Annotated in this window: 32 protein-coding genes; 15 read left to right on the top strand and 17 right to left on the bottom strand. The window is 61.8% G+C overall.

All coding sequences use genetic code 11. The annotated features are described in order from the left end of the window. Positions 1-454 precede the first annotated feature (454 nt). The 12 genes from WS68_RS08935 to WS68_RS08880 all read left to right on the top strand — a co-directional run bounded on the left by WS68_RS08935 (position 455) and on the right by WS68_RS08880 (position 5,767). A complete protein-coding gene (locus tag WS68_RS08935) occupies positions 455-1,282 on the top strand; it encodes a DUF932 domain-containing protein (protein ID WP_059570454.1) in 828 nt (275 codons plus the stop codon). A gap of 67 nt (positions 1,283-1,349) precedes the next feature. Further along, a complete protein-coding gene (locus WS68_RS08930) occupies positions 1,350-1,571 on the top strand; it encodes a hypothetical protein (RefSeq protein WP_059570453.1) in 222 nt (73 codons plus the stop codon). Further along, on the top strand, positions 1,568-1,960 hold the full coding sequence (locus WS68_RS08925; RefSeq protein ID WP_059570452.1) for a TrfB-related DNA-binding protein: 393 nt from the start codon (positions 1,568-1,570) through the stop codon (positions 1,958-1,960). The genes WS68_RS08930 and WS68_RS08925 overlap by 4 nt, the downstream gene beginning before the upstream one ends. Positions 1,961-1,973: 13 nt before the next feature. Further along, on the top strand, positions 1,974-2,207 hold the full coding sequence (locus tag WS68_RS08920; RefSeq protein ID WP_059570451.1) for a hypothetical protein: 234 nt from the start codon (positions 1,974-1,976) through the stop codon (positions 2,205-2,207). 215 nt (positions 2,208-2,422) lie between these two features. Continuing rightward, positions 2,423-2,677, top strand: coding sequence for a hypothetical protein (locus tag WS68_RS08915; RefSeq protein ID WP_059570450.1), 255 nt, complete (start codon positions 2,423-2,425; stop codon positions 2,675-2,677). Positions 2,678-2,734: 57 nt separating this feature from the next. Then, positions 2,735-3,385, top strand: coding sequence for a hypothetical protein (locus tag WS68_RS08910; protein WP_059570449.1), 651 nt, complete (start codon positions 2,735-2,737; stop codon positions 3,383-3,385). Between the two features lie 16 nt (positions 3,386-3,401). Continuing rightward, on the top strand, positions 3,402-3,818 hold the full coding sequence (locus WS68_RS08905) for a hypothetical protein (protein WP_156429417.1): 417 nt from the start codon (positions 3,402-3,404) through the stop codon (positions 3,816-3,818). Positions 3,819-4,043: 225 nt separating this feature from the next. Then, complete coding sequence (locus WS68_RS08900) at positions 4,044-4,313, top strand: hypothetical protein (protein ID WP_059570447.1); 270 nt, start codon at positions 4,044-4,046, stop codon at positions 4,311-4,313. 40 nt (positions 4,314-4,353) lie between these two features. Then, positions 4,354-4,623, top strand: coding sequence for a hypothetical protein (locus tag WS68_RS08895; RefSeq protein ID WP_059570446.1), 270 nt, complete (start codon positions 4,354-4,356; stop codon positions 4,621-4,623). 10 nt (positions 4,624-4,633) lie between these two features. Then, positions 4,634-5,059 (top strand): DUF6011 domain-containing protein, encoded by a 426-nt coding sequence (locus WS68_RS08890; RefSeq protein ID WP_197419561.1) that lies wholly within the window; start codon positions 4,634-4,636, stop codon positions 5,057-5,059. A 27-nt stretch (positions 5,060-5,086) separates the two neighbouring features. Further along, positions 5,087-5,518: a hypothetical protein gene (locus tag WS68_RS08885; RefSeq protein WP_059570444.1), complete on the top strand. Its 432-nt coding sequence runs from the start codon at positions 5,087-5,089 to the stop codon at positions 5,516-5,518. 3 nt (positions 5,519-5,521) lie between these two features. Continuing rightward, positions 5,522-5,767, top strand: coding sequence for a hypothetical protein (locus WS68_RS08880; protein ID WP_059570443.1), 246 nt, complete (start codon positions 5,522-5,524; stop codon positions 5,765-5,767). Positions 5,768-5,812: 45 nt separating this feature from the next. On the opposite strand, the gene WS68_RS08875 is transcribed toward WS68_RS08880, so the two are convergent. Then, positions 5,813-6,598, bottom strand: coding sequence for a SprT-like domain-containing protein (locus tag WS68_RS08875; RefSeq protein ID WP_059570442.1), 786 nt, complete (start codon positions 6,596-6,598; stop codon positions 5,813-5,815). 240 nt (positions 6,599-6,838) lie between these two features. On the opposite strand from WS68_RS08875, the gene WS68_RS08870 reads away from it, so the two are divergent. Genes WS68_RS08870 through WS68_RS08860 form a run of 3 tightly spaced genes read left to right on the top strand, consistent with a single transcriptional unit; the run spans position 6,839 to position 8,948 of the window. After that, positions 6,839-7,528: a plasmid mobilization protein gene (locus WS68_RS08870; protein WP_231752977.1), complete on the top strand. Its 690-nt coding sequence runs from the start codon at positions 6,839-6,841 to the stop codon at positions 7,526-7,528. Beyond that, complete coding sequence (locus WS68_RS08865; RefSeq protein ID WP_059570440.1) at positions 7,525-8,685, top strand: relaxase/mobilization nuclease domain-containing protein; 1,161 nt, start codon at positions 7,525-7,527, stop codon at positions 8,683-8,685. Before WS68_RS08870 ends, WS68_RS08865 begins: the two co-directional genes overlap by 4 nt. A 23-nt stretch (positions 8,686-8,708) precedes the next feature. After that, entirely contained in the window at positions 8,709-8,948 is a 240-nt protein-coding gene (locus WS68_RS08860; RefSeq protein WP_059570439.1) for a hypothetical protein, read from the top strand. An 84-nt stretch (positions 8,949-9,032) separates the two neighbouring features. On the opposite strand, the gene WS68_RS08855 is transcribed toward WS68_RS08860, so the two are convergent. The 16 genes from WS68_RS08855 to WS68_RS28300 all read right to left on the bottom strand — a co-directional run bounded on the left by WS68_RS08855 (position 9,033) and on the right by WS68_RS28300 (position 21,563). Then, complete coding sequence (locus tag WS68_RS08855; protein ID WP_059570438.1) at positions 9,033-9,224, bottom strand: hypothetical protein; 192 nt, start codon at positions 9,222-9,224, stop codon at positions 9,033-9,035. Between the two features lie 7 nt (positions 9,225-9,231). Continuing rightward, entirely contained in the window at positions 9,232-9,927 is a 696-nt protein-coding gene (locus WS68_RS08850; RefSeq protein WP_059570437.1) for a restriction endonuclease, read from the bottom strand. Then, positions 9,924-10,454, bottom strand: coding sequence for a PH domain-containing protein (locus WS68_RS08845; RefSeq protein ID WP_059570436.1), 531 nt, complete (start codon positions 10,452-10,454; stop codon positions 9,924-9,926). Before WS68_RS08845 ends, WS68_RS08850 begins: the two co-directional genes overlap by 4 nt. After that, positions 10,451-11,098, bottom strand: a complete 648-nt coding sequence (locus tag WS68_RS08840; RefSeq protein ID WP_059570435.1) for a hypothetical protein — start codon at positions 11,096-11,098, stop codon at positions 10,451-10,453. Before WS68_RS08840 ends, WS68_RS08845 begins: the two co-directional genes overlap by 4 nt. A gap of 15 nt (positions 11,099-11,113) precedes the next feature. Continuing rightward, positions 11,114-11,527, bottom strand: a complete 414-nt coding sequence (locus WS68_RS08835; protein ID WP_059570434.1) for a KfrB domain-containing protein — start codon at positions 11,525-11,527, stop codon at positions 11,114-11,116. A gap of 16 nt (positions 11,528-11,543) precedes the next feature. Further along, complete coding sequence (locus WS68_RS08830) at positions 11,544-13,208, bottom strand: LPD7 domain-containing protein (RefSeq protein ID WP_059570433.1); 1,665 nt, start codon at positions 13,206-13,208, stop codon at positions 11,544-11,546. Between the two features lie 12 nt (positions 13,209-13,220). Then, entirely contained in the window at positions 13,221-15,167 is a 1,947-nt protein-coding gene (locus WS68_RS08825) for a type IV secretory system conjugative DNA transfer family protein (RefSeq protein WP_156429416.1), read from the bottom strand. Next, positions 15,160-16,302 (bottom strand): P-type DNA transfer ATPase VirB11, encoded by a 1,143-nt coding sequence (gene virB11, locus WS68_RS08820; RefSeq protein ID WP_059570431.1) that lies wholly within the window; start codon positions 16,300-16,302, stop codon positions 15,160-15,162. The genes WS68_RS08825 and virB11 overlap by 8 nt, the downstream gene beginning before the upstream one ends. 52 nt (positions 16,303-16,354) lie before the next feature. Continuing rightward, positions 16,355-17,554: a type IV secretion system protein VirB10 gene (virB10, locus tag WS68_RS08815; RefSeq protein ID WP_059570430.1), complete on the bottom strand. Its 1,200-nt coding sequence runs from the start codon at positions 17,552-17,554 to the stop codon at positions 16,355-16,357. Continuing rightward, entirely contained in the window at positions 17,551-18,375 is an 825-nt protein-coding gene (locus WS68_RS08810; RefSeq protein WP_059570429.1) for a TrbG/VirB9 family P-type conjugative transfer protein, read from the bottom strand. Before WS68_RS08810 ends, virB10 begins: the two co-directional genes overlap by 4 nt. Next, a complete protein-coding gene (locus WS68_RS08805; protein WP_082709896.1) occupies positions 18,372-19,127 on the bottom strand; it encodes a virB8 family protein in 756 nt (251 codons plus the stop codon). The genes WS68_RS08810 and WS68_RS08805 overlap by 4 nt, the downstream gene beginning before the upstream one ends. A 17-nt stretch (positions 19,128-19,144) precedes the next feature. Next, positions 19,145-19,333 carry a hypothetical protein gene (locus WS68_RS27430; RefSeq protein ID WP_156429415.1) on the bottom strand — a complete coding sequence of 63 codons (189 nt, stop codon included), beginning with the start codon at positions 19,331-19,333 and terminating at the stop codon, positions 19,145-19,147. Positions 19,334-19,471: 138 nt separating this feature from the next. Beyond that, positions 19,472-20,458 (bottom strand): type IV secretion system protein, encoded by a 987-nt coding sequence (locus tag WS68_RS08800; protein ID WP_059570427.1) that lies wholly within the window; start codon positions 20,456-20,458, stop codon positions 19,472-19,474. Between the two features lie 15 nt (positions 20,459-20,473). Further along, the gene (locus WS68_RS08795) at positions 20,474-20,737 is read right to left on the bottom strand and encodes an EexN family lipoprotein (protein ID WP_059570426.1); all 264 of its coding nucleotides are present in this window, start codon (positions 20,735-20,737) and stop codon (positions 20,474-20,476) included. A gap of 14 nt (positions 20,738-20,751) precedes the next feature. Then, complete coding sequence (gene virB5, locus WS68_RS08790) at positions 20,752-21,417, bottom strand: P-type DNA transfer protein VirB5 (RefSeq protein ID WP_082709895.1); 666 nt, start codon at positions 21,415-21,417, stop codon at positions 20,752-20,754. Next, positions 21,414-21,563, bottom strand: coding sequence for a hypothetical protein (locus WS68_RS28300; RefSeq protein ID WP_197419559.1), 150 nt, complete (start codon positions 21,561-21,563; stop codon positions 21,414-21,416). The genes virB5 and WS68_RS28300 overlap by 4 nt, the downstream gene beginning before the upstream one ends. Positions 21,564-21,716: the final 153 nt, after the last annotated feature.

Genomic DNA, 21,716 nt, shown 5'->3' with positions numbered 1-21,716 from the left:
TAAATCTGCCACACGCCCCGGCTTCTCCGGTCAAGGGGCTTTCGCGGCATATCCTCGCCCGCTACGCGGACTGCGGTATTCCACGGTCCCCTTGACCGCGCCGGTTCGTGCAGCAGATCGGGCTTACCGCGACCGACCGACCCCGACGAGCAGAGCCACCAGGCGCCCTAGCCGCGCTCCACTCCCGAGAGAATGAGACGGTCGCTTGCGCGCCCGTCTAGATCAAAAGCCACGTACCGCTCCCAACACTCGCCGCTCGGAGCAGCAGCTTTCAAGCCAGAAGGCAAGTAAATATTTTAATTCATTTCTATTGACCGCTATTGACTTTAGGCCGGGTATCGCCGATAATACATACATCGAGGCGCTAGACAGTACGGCGCAGCGATAGCCGGGAACCAAGCGGCGGCAACCGCTCCCGGCTCACTTTCCACCAATCTAGCTAGGAGTCCTTACCATGCAACTCGCATCCAAGTTTGGCCGCACCGCTCCGGTTCTCCGCTCGCATGTTCCGCTCACGGACGACCAAATCCGCACGGTTGCCCCGTCGATCTTTGCCGAAGAGGCGCACGACAGCCGCTCGGCGCGTTACACCTACATTCCGACCATCGAAGTTTTGACCGGCCTGCGCCGCGAAGGCTTCCAGCCGTTCATGGTTGCACAGACCCGCGTGCGCGATGAAGGCAAGCGCGAGCACACGAAGCACATGATCCGCCTGCGCCACGCCGACCAAATCATCGGCAAGGAAGCAAACGAAATCATTTTGCTCAACTCCCACGATGGCACGTCGAGCTATCAGATGCTTGCGGGCGTGTTCCGCTTCGTGTGCCAGAACGGCATGGTGTGCGGCAAGAACGTCGGCGAGGTGCGCGTGCCGCACAAGGGCGATGTAGTCGGCGACGTGATCGAGGGCGCAATCCGCGTCTTGAAGAACTTCGAGGTAGCCGACGAGCAGCGCGAAGGCATGCAAGCCCTCACGCTTTCCGAAGGCCAGCAAACGGCATTCGCCCGCGCGGCGCTTGAGCTCAAGTGGGACACCGAAGAAGTCGCTGCACCCGTTACCGAAACGCAGATTCTGCGCCCGCGTCGCATGGACGATGCGCGCCCGGATCTATGGACGACCTTTAACCGCGTGCAGGAGAACTTGACCAAGGGCGGGCTTCGTGGCCGTAACGCGAACGGTCGCCCGACGACCACGCGCGAGGTTGCCGGCATCGACCAAAACGTTAAGTTGAACCGTGCGTTGTGGGTTCTGGCCGATGAAATGCGCAAGCTGATGGCGTAACGCGGCAGGCTACCGGGCGAGGAAACCCGCCCGGTAGTTCCCATCGGGACAGACGGAGCACAGCATCATGGGCAAGGTTTTTTATATTCCCGGCACGCCGACCGCGATCGACTACGCGCTTGAGCTCGACGACGGCCGAGTCGTCACGAACTGGACGCGCGAGACGCTTGAGCAGCTTGCCGAGCGTTACCCCGGTGTCGTGATCGACGACGAAGAGGCGTTTATTGCGCAGCTTAAGGGTGTCGCCGCCCTCACCCATGCGGTAATTATGGCGAAGGTGCAGCAATGAGCAGCGTGCGCGCCGTGCCGTTGACCGGTATTGACCGTAAGCGGATAATTCCGAGCCTCAGACAACCACCCATGCGAACCATCATGGCAGCAGAAAAAATGACGGCGAAGGAGTTCAAGGCGCTTATGCCGCGCCTTAAACGAATGACGGTCGGTAACGTTGAAGTCGCGCGGCGCGTGCTCGTTGACGGGCTCTCACAGGTGGAAGCCGCGAACGAAAGCGGGTTGACGAAACAGCGCGTTAACTCGCTCGTTAAGAGCGTGCAGGCCATCGCGCGCGAAATCCCGGCAGATTGGGAACAGGTAGAGGTATGGCTACCGCCTGAGCTCGCGGCCCAAGTGCGCCAGTTGGCAGCAGACGCGAAGGCCCGGATAGATACAGGCAAGTAAGGAGACGGGGCCTATGTTGGATCGTGCGAAATACGACACGTTGCTAGAGCTCGGTATAGCGGTTTATCGCGTAGGCGAGGTGTACGAGTCAGGCAGCGAAGGGAAGCCGATCCCCGAGGCAGAGCGTGCGAAATGGTTTGTTTCTGCGCTTGCCGGGTCGGACCTTGCCGAGCGCGCGTGCGCAATACCCCTTGCTGACAGCGAGGGCGAGGCGTGGGAGCTCGCCGCGCAACACCTGCTAGGGTGAGCCCACCTGCAAGCGAGAGCGGCCCACACGGGCCGTTTTTTCATGTTCCGTCGCAAGTAAATATAATCACCATTTACTATTGACTGCTATTGACTTTGGGCCGGGTATCACCGATAATAGATACATCGAGGCGCACGATAGTACGCAGCGATAGCCGGAACGAAGCGGCGGCAACCGCTTCCGGCTCGACCCTCAACTAGCAGGAGTGACAGAGCATGAACGCACCTTTCTTTCGGAACACGGACACGCTTAACCCGGTCCTGTTCTACTTCTCATCCGTTGACGACTTGAAGCAGTACAGCCTGTTTTTCAAGGACGAGGCACCCATCAGCACGCAGCACGGCACCGTGACCGCGCATCGCGTTATCGGTAGACGCATCGGCACGGACGCGCTGGAAGTCATCGCCGAGTTTCCTAATCAGCTTTACGCGCAAATCTTCCGCGACATGGCGGAGCGGGCAGCACGCTAAGGGCTAACACGGCCCGGCCTGCAACAGCGCCGGGCCAATTAGGAAGGAGTACTAACGATGACGAAGATTCAGAACGAGCGGGACGAGCGCGAAGCGAAAGCCGAGCAGATCGCGGCGCAGATGCCCGAAGATCGCGGCGGCATTCTTTGCGAGGCTCGCGCGGCAATCGACGCAATGAACGATGCCGTGCTGGCGAGCGATGACGACGCGGCCGAGGCCGCGGCGCTTCGCTACGAGGCGGCAATCTGGAAGCTCAACGGCAAGACCTATTTCGGGTGCATGGCAGGCCCGGATTCGGGCGGTGTGATCGCGAGGAAGGCATGCAGCGCCCCGGACGGCACCGCGCCAAAGTGGGGGCAAGCGGGCGAATTCGTCGCGACCGTGCAAGGTATGCGAGCGCTTGTGAGCGTGAGCGAAGGTTTCGGCGTGCGCAGTACGCATTTCGAGTTTCGCGCGGTTGACCTCGACCGGCCCTTTATCTCGCAGACGGGCTATCGGTCGCACTTCGCCTCGCCCGTAGGCGGCGCAACGGTCAAGGAAGCCGTAGAAGGCATGCTCGCCAAGCTCATGGCCGAGGGTATGTGCATGGTTAGCGACGATTACCGGGTGCGGCGTGCGGAGGACGCGCGACCCTGGCTAGCCGAGCTCGCAGCGCCGCCCGTCGAAGCGTTCGCAGACGCTACGGGCCAGCTTGGTTTTGCTTTCTAACCGGACGGGAGGAACGATGCGATGCCCTGCTATTACCGCGCTTCAGATCCTTCCGTGCGCCGATGTGGACGGAATCTCAACTCCGCAGCACGACGGCCCCGACGCGCGCACGGCGCGATGGACAGTGTTCGAACTCTGGAACGATGGACGCAGTATCGAGCACGACAGCTATCGAACCGAGCTCGCCGCCGTTGAAGTCGCGCAGGCGCTCGCCGCTGAGTGCCGCGCATACGTCGAGCCGTATCCGTGGGTGATCGCCGTATGTGTCGCGGACGGTTGGGAGGTTGTGCCGACCGACGCAGGCCGAGCCGATGCCGAGCCGCGCTGGCGTTTCCGCAGGTCGGGCAATGGCGACTGTCCGCAACAACTAGCACAGCGCAGCGTGTTTGATGCGTGGCGGGCTTGTCTGTCCTACGCCTGCACACACGGCTAAATGCCTTCGCCTCCGCGCCGTCTGGACGAGGCGCGGAGCGGTGCGCCACAGGTATTCAACCGCCCTAGTTTGTCTTGCAGAGGGAAAGCCGTACCGGGCGCAAAGCCTTGTCCCGCTTGGATTTTAGGCTTTCGGGAAAGTGTAACAGTGAGTGAAAATCACTTGTTACCATAGCTTGTAACAGGTATAATGGGTTATGTGTGGTCAATAGCCCCGAGGTGCATCATGACGACGAAATCCCGCCTTCTGTACGGCCTGGTCAAAGCGCTGTTTTTTGCGCTTCTCTGGCTGCGCCCGTTGGTGCATCTCCCGCTTCAAATCCTGTCCTACGTGTCGCTTCTGGCGTTCGTGGTTACGTGGTTTATGTCTCCGGTCGAGCTACATACGCGGCTTATGCTGGCCGGCGTCGGTATCGGCTCGATTGCGCTCGCGTGGGGCTACGATTCGCTGCTGGGTGTGATGGCCGGGAACGGCCTCATGCTGGTTCGTGAGTAACCGAAGCTGATCCTTCAAACGAAACCGGAGAGGTAACGCGATGGAAGATATTCAGGGAAAGCCGCTTGAAGTCGGCGCGATGTATGTCTGCGTGTTCGTTGACGAGGACGGCGACGGCACGCCGACCGCGAACTATGGCGAACTGGTGCGCTTCATCGGATACGACGGCGCTCGCGCTGTTTTCGCGGACGCGGACACGTGGGAGGAAACCGATCCCGATTTCGAGGAGTTGCAGCGCCAAGCCGGGCCGGTTGTTGATCCAGCCTCGCAGGGTTGGCCGAGATTCAGCGGCGCGCCCGTGTCCCTCTGACTGACCGGCCATGAGCACCCAAAGCGAAGTGCGAGCCTGTACGTGCGGCATTTGCGGCAAGCCCCTCACCGACCCTGTTTCGGTACAGTTCGGCGTGGGGCCAGTGTGCCGGATCAATATCAAACTCCGCGAGGCAAAGAACATGACCGAAAGCCTGTTTGGGCCGCGTGCCGCTTTCACCTACGAGCTACGCGGCAACGTCGTCTGCATCGTCGATCAAGACGAGGGCCGCAGCGTCACGAATGACGTTGAGAACGTGCTTTCGGACATCGCACGCGATGGCGTGGACTTGCGCACGCATCGCGTGATCTACCGCGACACGCTCGGCATATGGGATGAAATCGTGCTCACCAAGGCCGGGCGTTACAAGACGTTCAAGAGCCTCAACGCGCGCGAACTCGGCGACGCGCTCGCCAAGCTCGCCACCACAAGCTAACCGACCTGATTTCGAAGTAGGAGACTGATGATGACCGCAACGAAAAACACCGAGCCCGGCGAGCTCGAACTCAACGACGGCCAGCAGGAGCAAGTGGCCGCGTATCTGGCAATGCGCCGGTTCAAGCAGCGCCGGTATGCGTGGGTATTGGCAGGCGTGGCGGTCGGGGCGGTCGCATTGCTTGTCCTGCAACAGTTCGCCAGCACCGTAGAGCACGACGCGGCGGGCGCGCCTTGGTCGTCGCCGCTGCCGGGCGTTGCGAGGGCGATCGGCGCGGGTGCGTTCGTGCTTTCGCTCGTTGTCGCATTCATCTACGTCACGCGCGTCGAGAGCGTGCTACGAAAGGCTCGCGGTATCTTGCGTGGCGTGGGCTTGCCCGATGACTTTATCTCGTCGCTCGACCGGATCAATCTTGCGCAACTCGATCGCGAGCTCGCGCGCAAGGATCAAGAAGGCTGACGGATGCAGCCCCTGTCAGAGCGCGCAAAAACCCGGCTACGGATCGCAGCCGGGTTTCTCCGCGCTCGCGGCATAGAGTTTCCGAAGGAAGGCGATTTTTACGGGCACGTGCTACGCACGCTCGCCGAGCAGCCCGACAAAGACACCCTGCGCGAGCTCGTCGATTGGGTCGAGCAGTACGACGCCGCCGAATCCGCGCTCGCGCCGAGCGGCGGGAGCCGCCCCCGAGGGCAACGCCCTCGCCCCTGAAAGCCGCTGTCCGGACCTGTTTGCGCGGGAGCGCAAACGAGTGCCCTACTGCTGCGGTTCGAACCTAGCCCCCTTGCATTCGTCGGTCTGGAAGCAGCCCGCCTGAATCCTGTTCTTGCCCCATTTGCCCCAAATGTTGTCGCCACAGACCGGGCATGTGTATTTCATGCGGTTGCTGTTGTTCGTACTGACCTCGCCCGCTATTGCGGGCGACTCGCCGTCGAGCGAATCGCTCTCTGCCGGAACATCGAATGCGCCGAGCGCGACGAGCGCTTCGGCTGATGGATCGCCCGCAAGCTCTTCTGGCGTACTTACGTGCTCCGGGTGGATCGGAAAGCGATCCATCCACGTGATGCGAAACGCTGTCTGCAACAGCTTTTCGCACGCGACGATGAACGGCCCGCCCGGCAGCGGATAGTCGGCCATGTGCTGGCCGACTTCCTTGCCGCCCGGCTGACCCGTCGAGGACGGCATGAGCCCTACCTCTTTCATCTTGTCGGCGAACTCGCGATTGTGGTAGCCCTTCCGGCTTGGTGTGCCGCATCGGAATTGCCACAGATGCACCATTTCATGCACCAGCGTTTGCAGGATTTCGATGAGCGGCACGGTCGCGAAATACCTGCAATTCATCGCAATTTCGTCTGTCACTTCGCCCGACGTGGGATCGAAAAATCGCTCCTTCGAGAAGTAGCCATACGATCGCCGTTCGCGCTGAAACGTAATGAGGCACGCCGGGAGCTCGCCTGCGAATAACTCGTCGTTGAAAAAGTCGTATGCCTGTTGAAGCTCTGCGTAGGCTTTCGGAGTCGGTTTCAAGGCAGCGGCATCCATCGGCGAACCTCGTCAATTAGTCTCTGTATTGTGCAATACAGAGTATGGCGAATTCGTCTGTATTGTGCAATACAGACGGCGCAGCGCCCGCGCCCGTCGAGGGCGAAGCCGCAGCGCGAAGCGCCTACGGCGCTAGCAGACTTTAGTTGACGAAAGTGGCGTGGGAGGTTGTATTCTAAGGCAGGATATGGATTGTGCTACAATTGCAGCACAATGAACGAGCCACTTTCGTTGACGAAAGTGCTCGCTCCCACGCCCGCGCTTCACTATCTCGACGAAACCCACCGAACGACTGGATTGATTGAAGGCGAGAGCAAAGCGAGGGCGGCTTCGGCAGCGACTTTCGTTGACGAAAGTTTTCGTGCGTTGAAGCCGGATCGAGAGGGATTGCCAATGCCACGAAAGCCGTTACTGCGAACCTACGTCTCGGAAGAGACCAAAGCCAAATTTGCCGCCGCCGCGACCAAGCACGGCTACGCGAACGAGGCGCAATTGCTGCGCGTCGTGATTGATCGCGTTCTAGGGGATGAGCCGGCACCGCCGCCGCGCCCGGTTCGAGAGGCGAAACCGAAGCGCGCGCAAATCAATATCGGGTTGACGCCCGACGAGCACTACCAGGTCGAGTTACGGGCGCGCCAGCAAGGGGTGAACCGCACGACGTGGATCGTTAATCTCATCCGGGCGCACATTCTCCGCGAGCCTCAGTTTTCGACCGCCGAGCTCGATGCGCTGATGGAATCAAACCGACAGATCGCCGCCATCGGCCGGAACCTGAATCAGATCGCGCGCAACATCAACATGGACCCGAACGCGATGCGTAGCGTTACGCTGGAAGCAATCGAAACGCTCGTCGCGGACTTGAAGCAGCACCGCGCGCACGTTGCGCGGGTCATGGATACGAATCTGGATCGCTGGGGGCTCGACTCATGACGAACACGACGCCGCTCGAAACGCTCTTCGACTCGCTCGGCATGTTCGATTCGCTCGAAGAATTCGTACACGGCCCGGCAGGCAGCAAATCACCGCCGGGGGACCAAGTACGACCGGGGTTGCCGGGCCGGTCCAATTCGGCAGGCAAGGGCAGGGCGAGACGCGCGAAAAACGTCATTGCCCGCGTGACTCGCAAGGTTCCCGAAGTCATGGTGAAGGTGAGCAGTGTCGGGAAGCAAACGGGCCGAGTGTGGGCGCACCTTACCTACATCACGCGAAACGGCCAGATCGAGGCAGAGAACGAAGAGGGCGAGATTCTTTCCGGGCTCGACGAAATCAAAGAGCTACACGAACACTGGTCGCAGCAGATCGGCAAACGGCGCGCGAACGGCAAGCAGACCGTGAACATGGTTTTGTCGATGCCGGTCGGCACGAATCCCGAGCGCTTGAAGGAAGCCGCGCGGGAATTCGCCAAGCAGGCATTCGCGAATCATGAATACGTGTTTGTTCTGCATACCCCTGAGACGGACCCCGACCCCGATGCGCCGCCGCATCCACACATTCACCTGGCCGTGAAGGCGCGAGGGAAAGACGGGCGCAGGCTTGTACACGGCCGCGAGGAGTTGCAGGAGTGGCGTGAAATGTTCGCCGAGCAGTTGCGCGCGCGCGGCATCGAGGCTGCGGCGACGCCCCGCAACGTGCGCGGGATCGTCAAGAAGGCGATGAGGCAACCGGTGTATCAGGCTTCGAAGGCGAACCGCTCGACAGTCAAGGCGTCCGCGATTCGCGATGCGGCCCGCGCCGTGCTCGACAACAGCACGGAGGCGAGACCGTGGGAGCAACGCATTGCGGACCGTCAGGCGACGATTCGGGCCGGCTGGACTGCGCTCGCCGACGTGCTCGACAAGAGCGCCGAGCCGGGCGATGCCGCGCTCGCGCAGCAGGTTCGCGCGTTCGTGCGTGACATGCCTGCACCGCTCACCCAACAGCAAGAGCTTGAGCAGCGTATGCGCGACGTTGTGCGCAAGCGCGCTGCGCAGGCCGAGAAGCAGGCGGCGAACGAGCAGGGCACGCGGGGCTCGACGACGCCCCGCCCGGCGACCAAGGCACAGCAGCCGCCGAAGCCGCGCGGCGACAAAGACTACGATCGAGATTAACCATTCACCGTGGGGGATGCACGATGGCTGTTGACTGGTTTTTGATAGACGCGCCTCATGTCGCACCACGCGAGTACGAAGCATGGCGGGCCGCGAAAGCTCAGCACGAAGCGCTTTTCTATTGCGTGCTCGACGCCGAGGACGGCACCGACGCGCAGCGCGCGCTTGAGCTCGCGGCCTTGGAGGCGAAGAGCGAGGCCGACCGGCTGGAACAGGTAGCGCGCGACGCGTGGCGGCGCACGTGGCGCGCACCGGGTGCATAGACGAAAAAAAGGACCGCCGAAGCGGTCCAAAAATTCCGGCCCGTAATCCGAGGGCCGTCGAGCCGGAACGAGCTACCGAGAGAGTTACTTGCCAGCGGGTTGCGGTACGAGCTCGGCGTGTCGGCCGATGGCCTTTTCGAGTGTCGCAAAACGCCCTTGCGTTTCTCCACCGTGCCAGAGCATGAAGATTTCCTCGCCGTTCTGGAGATAGCGGCCAATCTCCCAACCGCTCGGATGGGACCAGCCGTATGCGCTGTTTTGCTTCCACTCGCCCATGATTCACCTACGCTCGACGGCTGCCGGCCGCAACGGGGCGCGCACGCGCCGGGGAGACACCACCGCGCCGCACGGACTCGACGAGCTCGGCGAGGGCGTTGCCGGTTACGAGCTCGATCGGCTTGCCAGCGGCGAACGTCGCGGCGTCGCGTGTGAACTTGCCAGTACAGACGATCGCGACGGCGGTTGCCTTGTGGTGCGCCATCAAGCCGAACATTTCACGCACCACCGATGCGCCGATGCTCGTCGATTGCCACTGCTTGCACTGGACGATGACTTTCTCCGTGCCGCGCGTGAGGATCAGATCGACGCCACCATCGGCACCGCCTTGACCGGTCACGCGCACGCGATAGCCGAGCCGCCGATACGCTTCGGCGACAAGGCGCTCGAACTGCCGCCAGTCGAGCGCCTTGAGGCTGTTCAGGTCGCGTTGTACGTCGAGCAGGTTCGCGCGTTCGCGGCCACGCAGCGCGGCGACGACAGCCGCGCCGAAGAAGAGCAGGGCAACGGCGATCGCCAGTAGCGCGACTGGCTTCGACTGGACGACAGCGAGGGCCGCGCCGAGCGGGCCGGTGCGTCGCGACGCAGTGGCCGCGAGCGCTTCGACGGCGAGAATCGCCGTTGCGATGGAAGCGCCGACCCACCACGGCCCGCGCGATGCGAGCGTGAGCAGGCCGGGCCGGTTTTTCTTGCGACGGCTCATACGCGCCCCATGTTGACTTCGCGGATGCCCTTGCGGTCGCGCAGGGCGATCGCTGCGCGGTTCAGATCGGCGCGCAGGGCTTCGGCATCGGGCAGGCCGGCGAGACGCCAGCGCGGCGCGTCTGAATCGCTCGTCGCCACGATGACAGTGCCGACGCCGAACGGCCGTTCCCACCACGGATGAAACGAGGTCACGTGCTGAATGCGGAACAGTTCGAGGCTCGACACTTCCTTGTTCAAGATGCCTTGCCGGTATGTGATCCGTTCCACGTCGATCCTGATTTCGACGAACGCCGTTTGAAGGCAGGCAAAGAGCGCGCGCACCACTAGCAGCAGCGCCGGCACAACGCCGACCAGCGGCGTAACGTGCCAGCGCGCCGAGGCGAAATGACCGGCGATGAGCACCACGACCGCCGCAAGCGCGTTACCTGTCAGGGTTGGCAGGTTGACCACTTGAGAGGGCGAGCCTTCAAAAATCACTCGGGGCTCGTCCATCGTCGGCATGGCCTCAATCACGTTGCGATTCATGCCGTGCCCCCGAAGAGCCACGCAACCATGCGCCGAACGACGCCGGGGCGCTGCGTCGCATGCTCGCGAGTGAGCTCCACTAAGAGCCCCGGTGCAGCTTCGTCGACCAACTCAGCCGAAGGCGCGGCGAGTGCCTTGTAGGCGTTTGCAACTCGCGCCCATGCCTCTGGCCCCAGCATTTCCTCGCCGCTCGCGTCGTCGAGGCCGAAGTAGGCCAAAAGTGCGGCGGGCAAGCCCGCGCGCACAGCCGCAGTCATCTTGTCGTAGTGCGCGCAGTGCAACGCGCGGAGCGCCGGCTCGATGGCGGCCTGCACTGGCGTCTTGTCGCCGTAGCTGCGCGACGGACGACCAAGCCTCGCGTCGATCGCTTCGGCTGTCCGATCTAGCGGGCAAATATCGAAGTACGTGCCCGACACGAAGCGAATTAACGCTTCTTCAATCACCAGGTCGCGAAACCGTAGAAGATCGTCGGTCGGCTGCGGACCTTCGACCTTGCCTGAAACGTTGGCCGTCTCCGCGTCGGCCGGCGAATCCGAGAGCGCACGCGAAACTCGTTGCGCGCGCTCGAACGCCGACAAGTCGGCGTCGGACTCGGCGGGCAGGTTGTCAACCAGCTTGAGCAACTTGCGCACATCGTCATTCATGGTTGCTGGCTCCTTTCAACGCTCGGCCTCGTTCTCGCGCGTGAGAGATTGCACGCGAGCTCGACCGAGCAGGTAGCTGATGTTTCGGGTTTCGCCGAGCTCGGGCACCTTCTTCGCGTCGAAACGATCCAGATCGTGCCGCACGACTTTCGAGCCGACCGACTGGAACACGTGCCGATCGTCCTTGTGGACGATGGCACCGAGGTAGGTTTCGCCGCCTTTGGTAGCAGCCGGCGCGGCCGTATCGAGCCGATACGTGCCGCTCGGAACACCACGCGGCGGCAGCGAGTGAATCGTCACGCGCTCGCCACGGCCCGGCATCGGGCCGTCGAGATTGCGCGAGCCGTTCGCGACCGTGACGTGTGTAATGTGGCCGCTGCGCGTTTTCGGTTCCGGGCGCTCCGTCGTCTGCGGTTTCGTCGTTGCCATGTTTCTTCGCTCCTGATTACCGTTCCGCTTCACGGCCACGCGACGGCGCACGCTCCGAGCGTTCCTGCGCCTGCGCCGGCCGCTGCTGTTGCTTGGGTTCCTGCCGTTGCTCGGCTTTCGCTGTGCTCACCTTGGGCGGCGTAATCGTCTCGTTGCGCTCGATGCGCTGCGCGAGCCCTTCGCGGAAGCGCTCTTCGATCTTGCCGGCCATGTTCGGGTACTTGTTCGCAAGCGCCTTGACCGTCGTTGCCATCGTGGCGTGTGCGCCGAGCAGATCGGGATGCTTGGCGAGCGAGTGCGCCTGGTCGAGCGTGCGGAAGTCGCGGGCTTTCTCGACGCTCCACCCGTTCAGCACGGCATCCTTCGTGCGCGTGCCGACCACAGCGCCCTTGTCGTCGCGCACCGCTTCCTTGACGACGACCGGTTCTTGACCGGTGCGCTTCAACGTCACGTTGTCGCCTACGTCCGCGTTCGCGTTCTGCATTGCCCGCTTGAGGTCTTTGCCCCACACCTCGCGCTCTTTGCCGTTCGCCGTTTCGAGGCGCACGAAGTAGCTCTCGTCGTTGCGCTCGTCGTGTTGGTAATGCGCGGCACCGTGAGCCAATACGCGGCCCGCGAGAATGCCCGCTGCGGCGCTCGCGACCTCTTCTGCGGCTTCCGGGGTCTGCCGCTTCTTGCCGGCCGCTCCTGCGCGCTTCTCGCCCGGTTTCTCCAGTTCGGCGCCTGCGGGTTCGACCGCGTTGAGATCCACGTGCGCGCGCTGCGCGGCCTCACGCTTCGGCACGCCGCGCTCTTCGAGTTTGCGCTCGAGCAATTCCTTGTCCGCTTCGGTCGGGTCGTAGCCAACGACTTCCGCACCCGCGAGCTCGCCCGCGAGCCAGATTTCGCGGCGGAAATCCTTCGAGCCCTTCGCGCGAAGCGTTTCCCAACCGCGCGCCATCGCGATTTCGACGAGCGATTCGGCGACGACAGGAGAGGCGTCTTTCGTTTCGAGACGCAAGCCCTTATCCACGAACGCGAGTTTCTGTCGCTGCTGATCGAAGAAATACTGATTCTTCTCGCCTTGCGCGAAGCGCCGGGCAACGTGCGCCGGAACAGGCGTCATCAGCTTCTCGCGCTGCACGCGCTTGTACTGCGGCACGTCGGCGTCGCCGGCATCGAGCGTCGTCGTCACGTCGGCGACCGAGTTCGCCGACTCCGAGGCGAACGGATCGTCATTGACCGGAGCGGCCGGCGCAGACGAGCGCTCGCCCCACCGCTTCTCGACCCACTGGCGCACGTCCTTTTCGAGCTCGCGGTGCGGCTCGATGGTGTTGTCGTTCGCCGCGTTTTTCGCGTTCGCCTCATTGGCGGCTACTGCCGTTGCGAGGCTTGGGGCAGGGGACGGCGGCATCGCGGCCGGCGTGTGCTGCGGCGGCTCCAACGGGCTCAGGTTCTCGCCCTTGAGCACGCCCGACGTTTCCGCGTGAGGATCGGGCGCGAGGGTATTCATTGCCCGGAAATTCTCATCGCCGAGCAGCTTCGCCGTCGCCTCAGACGAGAGGCGTTCGGCGCGATCGACAATCCTGCGACCGTCGAAGAAACGAAGGTTGTACGTGGAGGTCGAGCCGTCCGGGCTCGGGCTCCGCTCGAAGCGAATCGAGGTAACGCGATTGCCGTTGTGTTCGATCGAATCTGCCATGTGCGTGACTCCTTATGCTTCGGCTTCCGCCAAAAAGAGATTGACGAGCTCATCGACTTCTTCTTCGCTCGCAATTGACTCGGGTAGTTGCTCCTTGAGTTCGTCGGGAAGCTCAAGATCGTTGAGGCTGATCGTGTGCGACTCGGCCATGATCTTGTCGAGGTTGTCGAGCGTCACTTCGACAAACTCGGGCTCAGTGGCCTCGCCAGCGGCCGCGGCTTCGGCGGCTTCCTGCTCTTCGCGTAGCGCCTTGTACTGCGCCTGCAATTCGTCCTGCCGGGCCAGCACGCCCGACAGATCGAGCTCAGGCACCGACGCAGCCGGCAGCAGTCGCGACTTGAAATTGCGGTCCTTGTAGTACCGCACCTTGTCGCACCACAGCGGGTTATCCATCTCTTCGTGGAAGATGATTTGATGCTTCGTTCCGAGCTTGCGGAGCTCTTGCGCGAGCATGAGCGCGCGCCCCTGCTGCGATGAGGTATTCGACCCACCCTTGCCGCCCAAGTGCGGTCGGCTCTTCGACGTGACGTCGATCGTTTTCGTCCCCAGGTTGTCCGAAATTTCCTTCGCGATTTTCTTGTTCTTGGGCCGGAACACGATTTCCAGCGCGTGGTTATCGAAGAAACTCTCGGCGTCGTCCGCACCATAGACCGAGCGGATTTGCGCCGGGCTCTGGCAGATCGTGAGCAGTCGCAGGTTGAAACCGGCGATGTACGCGTTTGCCTTCGCCACGATGCCGATCTTGCCAATCGCCGGAAACTCGTCGTTGACGAACAGCACCTGATACTTGAGCTCGGGATTCTCTTCCGGCATCTGGTCGGTGTTCAGGTTGAACACCTGCTGATAAAACAGGTTGATGACCGGCGCGAGCATTTCAAGCTGCGCAGGCTTCATGCTCAGGAACACGCCCATGCGGCGCTTGCGAAGGTCGCGCAAGTCGAAGTCGTTGCCGCTCGTCGCCGCGTCGATCGTCGGATTCGCCCACAGTTCGAGCGTGGACGTGAGCGATTCCTTGACGCCCGATCGCGTTTTCTCCGACTCGATGCCGATGAAGCTGATAAGCGCTTGCGTACACGCGAAACTGAGCTCGTTGTCAGATCCTTCGCGCTCGTTGATGACGCGCGCAAAGTAGCTCGCCGTATCTTCGGCCGTCGAAAGTTGCCGCAGCAGTTCGCCGAGTGTCACCGGCACGCCCGGCGTTTCGAGCATGTAGAGCACGACACCGAGAAACAGCTTGCGAGGCGTGGCCGTCCAGATCGGATCGACACCCGGCCGGTCGGGCACCAGCATATTTGCAATCTGCTGAATGTCAGTAATGCGCCTGTTGCGATCGTCCGAAATGTAGTGCAGCGGATTCCAGCGATGCGTGTTCGGCGAGAGCGGCGAGAACTGGTAGCACTCGTGCCCATGTTTGCGACGGAAGCCCGACGCGATGCGCCAGAGCTCGGGCTTAATGTCGAGCACCACCAACGAATCAGGCCAGTTCAAGCAGTTCGGCACGACGACGCCGACGCCCTTGCCCGATCGCGTAGGCGCGTAAAGCAGCACGAATTGCTGACCGTCGAAGGTCAGATACCGGCCCTTGTACTTACCGACGATAATGCCGCGCTCGCCGAGCAGGCCGGATTGCTGCACCTCTTCCGGCGTCGCCCATTTGGCATCGCCGAACAGCTTTTCGCCGGCCAGCATCTTGCGAATCACCAGCGCGATCATGCCGATGATCGGCATAACGACGATCAGGCCGGCGATGGACCACGACACGATCAAACGCCACTTCACGGCGTTGTCAGTCCAGTAGTAGCGCGCGTATTCGAACGTGCGCAGCAAGCCGACCTGATGCACGTCGAACTTGAGCGTGTAGAGCAGCACGAAAAGCGCGCTCGACAGATAGCCGAACATGAGGGCCAACAACAGGGCCGAGAGAACGATGCCGGCCAGAATGCGGAGAGCTTTAGCCACGGATCGCCATCCTTTTCTTGAACGGGTCGAAATAGATGCCAGTGCAGACGCGCTTGCGCTTCACGGTATCGAATTTGAAGTGCGCGACAACATCGACCAGCGCGTGCAGCAGCGCGTAGATTTCCGTGTTCGTCATGCCGCCACCGCTGCGGCTATCCTTGATGAGCAGCAGCAATTGCGTGAACGTGAGCGGCGCGGAGTCAGCGTGGATCGTCGTGATCGAGCCAGGATGCCCGCTGTTGACGTTGCGCAGGTAGTAATACGCTTCGTCCGACCGCAGCTCGGACAGCAAGATACGATCGGGCTTCATGCGCAGGCAGCTTTCGAGCAGGTCTTTCGCCGTGACCTTCGACACGCCTTGATCGCCCTTGCTGTAGAACAGGTGGACGCGATGCGGATGCTTCGGCAGATCCATTTCCGGCGTATCTTCGATCGTGATAAGCCGCTCGTTCGCCGGAATCAAGTCGGCGATCGCCTTGCCGATCGTCGTCTTGCCGCTACCGGTCGCACCCGACGCGATGAAATTCTTCCGGTACACCGCGACGGCGCGTTCGATGAACTCGACGAAACGCCGCGCGATGAAAAGGTCCCAAAGCTCGCGCTCTTCGGGCGAGAGCCGGATACGCGCCTGTTCCTCTTCTGTCGTGTCGTATTCGCAGATCGTGTCGGCGAACGCACCGCCCGCGTCGATTTCATGGATCGTCATGCGTCGGCGCGATGGCTTGCGAATCGAGATAGAGACTTCGCCGGCCGGCGTCGCAGGCGGCAGCGCGATCGCAACGCGTTCACCGCCCGGCAACGTGCCGCCGAGCAGGGGCTTTTCATCGCTGATGGTTTGCTTGCGGTAGCTCGCAAGCGAATACGCGATATTGCGGCACCAGTTCTCGGTGATGTTCTCGCGCTTATGGAAAATCCACCCATCCGATGCGAGCGTGCCGACCATGCCGGCATAGTCGATCGTAATGTCGGTGATTTCCGGGTCGTTCATGAACTCGCCGAGCCCTTCGTCCAGATAGCGCAGCAGGGACGATGACCGCTCATCCTTCGCGTCGCGCGGCTTGCCGTAGTCGAGCGGCGCTTTCGACAGCACCGCCGAATCAACGCCGTTTGTGCGGGAGTGTTGTTGCGATTGCATAGATTGGCCCTCAAAGAAAAACTCCCCGGAGCTCGACCGGGGAGTGCTCGCGTTACTGCTGTTCCGCGAGGCCGTACACACTTCGGAAATCAAGGTCGCGTGCGATATACAGCTTGATATGCGCGCCTTGGTTATGTTCCAGTGTCGGCGGAATGTTGACCGAGTTTTGAAGCGCAACGTCGGCCGCACTGCTTGTGCTTTGCGTCGTGTTGTTGACGCTGAACTGACTGCCGCTCGACATGGCCTTGTTTGATACCGCCTGCCCGAAATCGCCAATCAGGCCGACCATGATTGCGCCGCCGAAGCGCTGCCAGAAATGCGTGTTGATCGTGCCATCGAGGCCCGCACGACCGAGTGCGTCGGTAACTGGCGAATCGAGGTCGATCGACACATTCTGCGGTGTATCCGCGCGGCTCGCGAGCAGGAAAATACGGTCCTGCCCCTGATTCAACCCGCGCTGATACTCGACGTGGTAGACCGTCCCGCGATCGAGCAGCTTCACACGATTGCTCTTGCTATACACGTCGTCGGAGCCAATGCAATTGAGCATGCCCGGCTGCGTCGTGTTGATAGCGGACTGCGCGATACAGTCGATGATCGTGCCCTTCTGGATGAGGTAGTCGGGATCGGGCAGCAACGACGCAACGGCCATCGGCGTGCGCGTGCTCGACAGCATCGAGCCGAGGCCGTTCTGCTGCGAGCCGTTGCCACCGCCAAGCGGTCCTGCGCCACCCGCACCACCGCCGGGAGGCGGTTGCACAGCTTCCGCAGACTCACCGCTACCGTACAGCATGCCCTTCTCCATCCGGCGCTGCGCAGGCGTCAAGGGAACCTTCTGCTGGCCCTGCACCCGTACAGGCTGCGCGGCGGGTTGCGATGCCGCTGCGGGCTGCGATGCCGGCTGCGGAGTCACGCTTGCCGGCTGTGAGGCCGGCAAGGCGGGTTTTGCCTTCGAGAAGTCGAGCGGCGCACTGTTGCCGAGCTCGTCGCGCTTCTTGCCCGTCGCCTGAGTGGGCGTTTCGGCAGGCGCGAAATACTTCTTGTAGAGCGTCCACACGGACACGGCAAGCAGGGCGAGCGCGAACAGGAAGAGCACGCCAGCGAGAAGCCGTGTCATCAACGACGAGCGGCGCTTCGTGTTGACCGAAGGAATGCCGCGATCGCCTTCGATCTGTACGGGCTCGATGGAGGACTGTTCAACAGTCTCGCCGGCGTTCGGCTGGTTGCGCTTGAAGCGATCGAAGATGCTCATTGCGCCGCCCCCTTGATCGTGCGTACTACCTTGTTCGAAATCGTGCCGGTCGGAGAACCACGGCCCGGCCCGCTATAGCTCTTGTTGAACACGCACGCGACGAGCTTGTCGCCGCGCCGCAGAACGAGCTTCTTGACGAGGTAGGGCAGGGACAGGACGCCGGTATTCGGATCGACGGACGGATTCGCGATGACTTCTTCGCCGTCATCGCCCACCGTATACATGGCGGGCAACTGCGCGCCGGCCGGGAAGGCGATGTACGTGAACCGCCCGTCATCCCACGCACGCGATGGCGTGAGCTCGTCCGAGCCCTGCACCCAATAGTTCGTGTTGTCGCCGGGCTTCGGCTCGCTGCCGGCGCTCGTTGCGTCGAGCGTCGATTGCGCGTGCTTCGCGTCGGCCTTCGCCTTGAGCTCGTCGGGGTACACATAGAGCAGATCGGCGTAGTACGTGGCCTTCGTTCCAACGACGAGATTGAGGTTATACGTGCGCTTGTTAGTGACGACGATCAAGTTCGTCTGCGGGAATTTATCGACTGGCTTCAAGAACAGGTGATTCTTGATGTTCTTGGCCGGGCCGACGTCCCATGCGGCATCGTCGCCGGTCGATACATACGTCACGGTTTCACCCGCGCCGAACTCGATATGGGTGCGTTGCCCGTAGGCAACCACCAGTCGCACCGCATCGGCGCGGTCATACTTGACCACCCGAATATGGGGATCTTCCGGGCTCGCCATCGGAATCGACTCCGCACAGGCGAGGTTCGGCACGACGGCCGCAGCGATCAGCAGAGCAGCCAAGAGGGCAGGGAAGCGTTTCATTGCAGTGCCCCCCCTTGGTCCGGGTCGCGGCGATAGTCGAGGACTTGGAAGCCCAACGGATTGATCGAACGCACCTTCGCATTCGCGGGCGTACCAACGTACTTGTACGTGATCGTCGAAATCCAGTTGACGGGCTTCGCCGGCAGGCTTCCATCCTTCGGCGTGACAATCTGACGCCAGCGGTACGTGGCGATCGTGATGCCGGTGTGCTTGTTGAAATCCTGCGTGACGGGCGGGCTGTTCTCGTCGATCGTCACATCGAAGCGATTCGAATACTTCGCCGAGGGCGACTCGGGGTTATCCGGGTCGGACTGCGCCTTGTAGACCTTCTGCTGTTCGGGCGAGTTGAACAACTGCGCCATGTTGAAAAGCGTCTGAGCCTGCGAGTAGTTGTAGTTCTCGCGGTACTGCACAGCCTGCCGGATGAAATACTGATTCAGCGCTTCTTGATAGGTCTGCTGCGAATTCGCGAGCAGATCGGTCGTTTCGGTCGTGCCGTCCGCATGCTGGATGATGAGGAACGGGAACACCTTGCGCGAGGCGGCCAGCACGATAGCGAGCACGATAATCAGCACAATCACGACCCACTGCCACCGCGCAACGGTCCACGCGCGTTTCTCGCTCGCTTCCGCTTTTGTCACGCGGTCCTCGTCCCACGTGCGAGCGCGCGCAAAATACTCGCGCTCTTCTTCGGGCGTCATGTGGTGCATCGTCAAACTCTCGCGCACCGGTTCGGGCGTCTTCGGTTGCATTACGTCACTCCGTCAGGTCAGGGGTGTGCGGCCGACGCGGCCGAAGCCGGCGCAGCCGAAGAAACGTCAGCCTTCGGCTGGTACTGCACCGAATAGCCGGGGTTGATCGGACGAAGGTTTGAACCGTCGCACGTGACTGGCTTCGGCGGGCCAGATGCGCAAGCTGACAGCAGCAGCGCGAGCAAAGCGAGGAAGGTGTAGCGCATGGTTTGGACTCCCAGGAACTAGATAATCGCTAATCAAGATAGCACATTTTGATTTATCAAAACAGTATGTTTTGATGAGTTGGGGCGAAGAAAAAGCAGCGGGCGGAAACCCGCCGCTTTGACCCGATGGTTAGATCGTCAGAGCCCCTTGACGCTGTTCATGCGGAACCGGCTCGTCGCAGCGCGGGCCGCAGCACGCGCGCCGAGGCCGGCTTTCCCGCCCGTCCACTTCGCGCCCTGACCCAGCTTGCCGGCGAGCACGCGCGAAGCGCCGCCCGTCGCGGTCGAGACGACCCAATTGCCGAAGCCAGTACCGACCGGCGAACCACCCGCGAGACTCGATGCGACATGCGGCACGCCCATGATGATGAGAATGTCGATGATCGCGATAACGAGCAGACCGAGCGCACCGCCGAGGCCCGATTCGGAGTTCATTGCCGCAAGGTATTGCTGGAAGGCGACGAACGTGAACGACACGATCGTTACCGCGAACACGTTGACGAAGATGTAATTGACGATGAGGCCGAGCCATGCATCGAAAAACCGCTTGGTCACGTCGAAGATGAGACAGCCGACGAAGATGGGCCCGAAGGCGAGCAACACGGTCAGCATGCCCTTAGAGAGCAGGATGAGGTACGCGGCATAGACAGTCATGATGATGCCCGCGAGATAGAACACGATGCCAGCGAGGTAGTACGAAAACCCGCTGGACGACGTGATGCCACCTTGCGACATGGCGTCATTACCCATGTCCATTGCCTTGCCAAGCTGCTGATCGAGGATCGACGGGCCGGCAACGGAGTCGGCCGTTTGGCCCGTTACAACCGTCGTCAGATCGTTCGGCAGGTTCAGGACAGGATTGAGCACGTATGTACCGTATCCCGCGACCGAGAACCCAATGCTCAGAATGAGCACGAGCTTGATCGTGCGCGCGACCATATCGTTACCCCAGTCTTGCACCTTGCCCCGAATTCCGGCCCAAGCGTACAGGATGAAGTAGATACCCAAGCACGTTGTCGCGACCGGAAGAAACGCGCTGATGGTGCGCGAGATTCCCGCATTCAGGAACGCGTCGATCGCGGCCTGATAGTGCGTGAATATGTTTTGGAACAGAGTGATATTCATGGGGCCGTGCCTTCGTTAGAACTTCGGGATATTGCCCTTCGTGAACTGCGCTTCCGCCGACTTCGCCGCGTTGATGCAGTTCGGGTCTTGGCCGAGCTCGCCCGGATTCGCGTGGCAGGCGTCGATGACACGCTTGCGCATGTCGGCCTGCTGCGTGAATTCGTCGACGGTCAAAACGCGATCCAAGAACGGGATCGCAGTCGGTTTCGTGTTGCACGCCGCGAGTGCGGCGCACAACGCGAAGCCCGCGACAACCTTCAATTGCGTGTTTCGGCGCATGAGTGTGTGACTCCTTAGAAAGCAGGGGGAGCGGTGTTCGTGAAGCCGACAGCGCGCTCACGATCCGCCTGCATCTGCACTTGCTGTTGCTGCGTGCTCGCGGCGCTCATGGCCGCAAGGCGCGCATTCTCGTTTTGCATCATGACGTTCTCGGCCTGAATCCGTGCCTGCAAGTCTTGAATGGCCTTCGGGTCGGTTTCCGAGTCGATCGAGTCAATCAGCGTTTGCAGCGTCGAAAAACGCTGGCCTGCGGCCGAGAAAGCCGACTGCGCAGCCGCCGCGAGCGACGCGTTTTGATTGCGCGCGTTCGAAATCAACTGCTGGTTGGCCGGGCTCAGGGCCGCAAGCTGGCTCGAACTCAGCACGGCGCTTTTCGAGAGGATCTGTTTCGCCACGCCCGACAGATCGCCGCTACCCGTACTGATTCCCGACAGCACATTCTGGAAGTCGGACGGCAGGTATTGCCGCGCGGCCGGGTTGTTGATGAGACCGCTCAGGCCGCGGCTGCCGATCGTCGAGTTGTACGTCTGCTGCAACTGCTGATAGGTCGCCTGCGCCTGCTGGAAGCTCTGGACGAGTTGCAGGAACGAAGTGTTGTCGTACACCGGAATGCCCTGCGCGAAGGCCGACCCGGAAGCCAGTGCCGCCAAGAGGGCAGCGGTAATAACAAGGCGTTTCATGCTGCATTTCTCCTTTCGTAGAACACCGGAAGCCACGCATCCGGGTTGGTCGTGCCGAGCTCGGCGACAATGGATTCATAGAGACGCACGTTCTCCTTCGTGCCGGACAGGATCGAGAGTGCGTCGGAGAACGAAGGCGCGCTCAAATCGAGCTCGACGACGACGCTCGAATGACCCTGCTTGATGTGCGGTGGACTAGACTAAATCTGACAGTGGTTGGTTTTTCATGCTGGCGCGCATTGGCGCGAAGGGCGTAGCCCGTAGCGGCAATGCGCGCCGCGAACAGCAAGGAGTCCACC

The organism is Burkholderia sp. TSV86 (genome assembly GCF_001522865.1).
Lineage (GTDB): Bacteria > Pseudomonadota > Gammaproteobacteria > Burkholderiales > Burkholderiaceae > Burkholderia.
The sequence above is the reverse complement of the archived record's forward strand: the minus strand, read 5'-3'. Positions and strand labels throughout refer to the sequence as shown.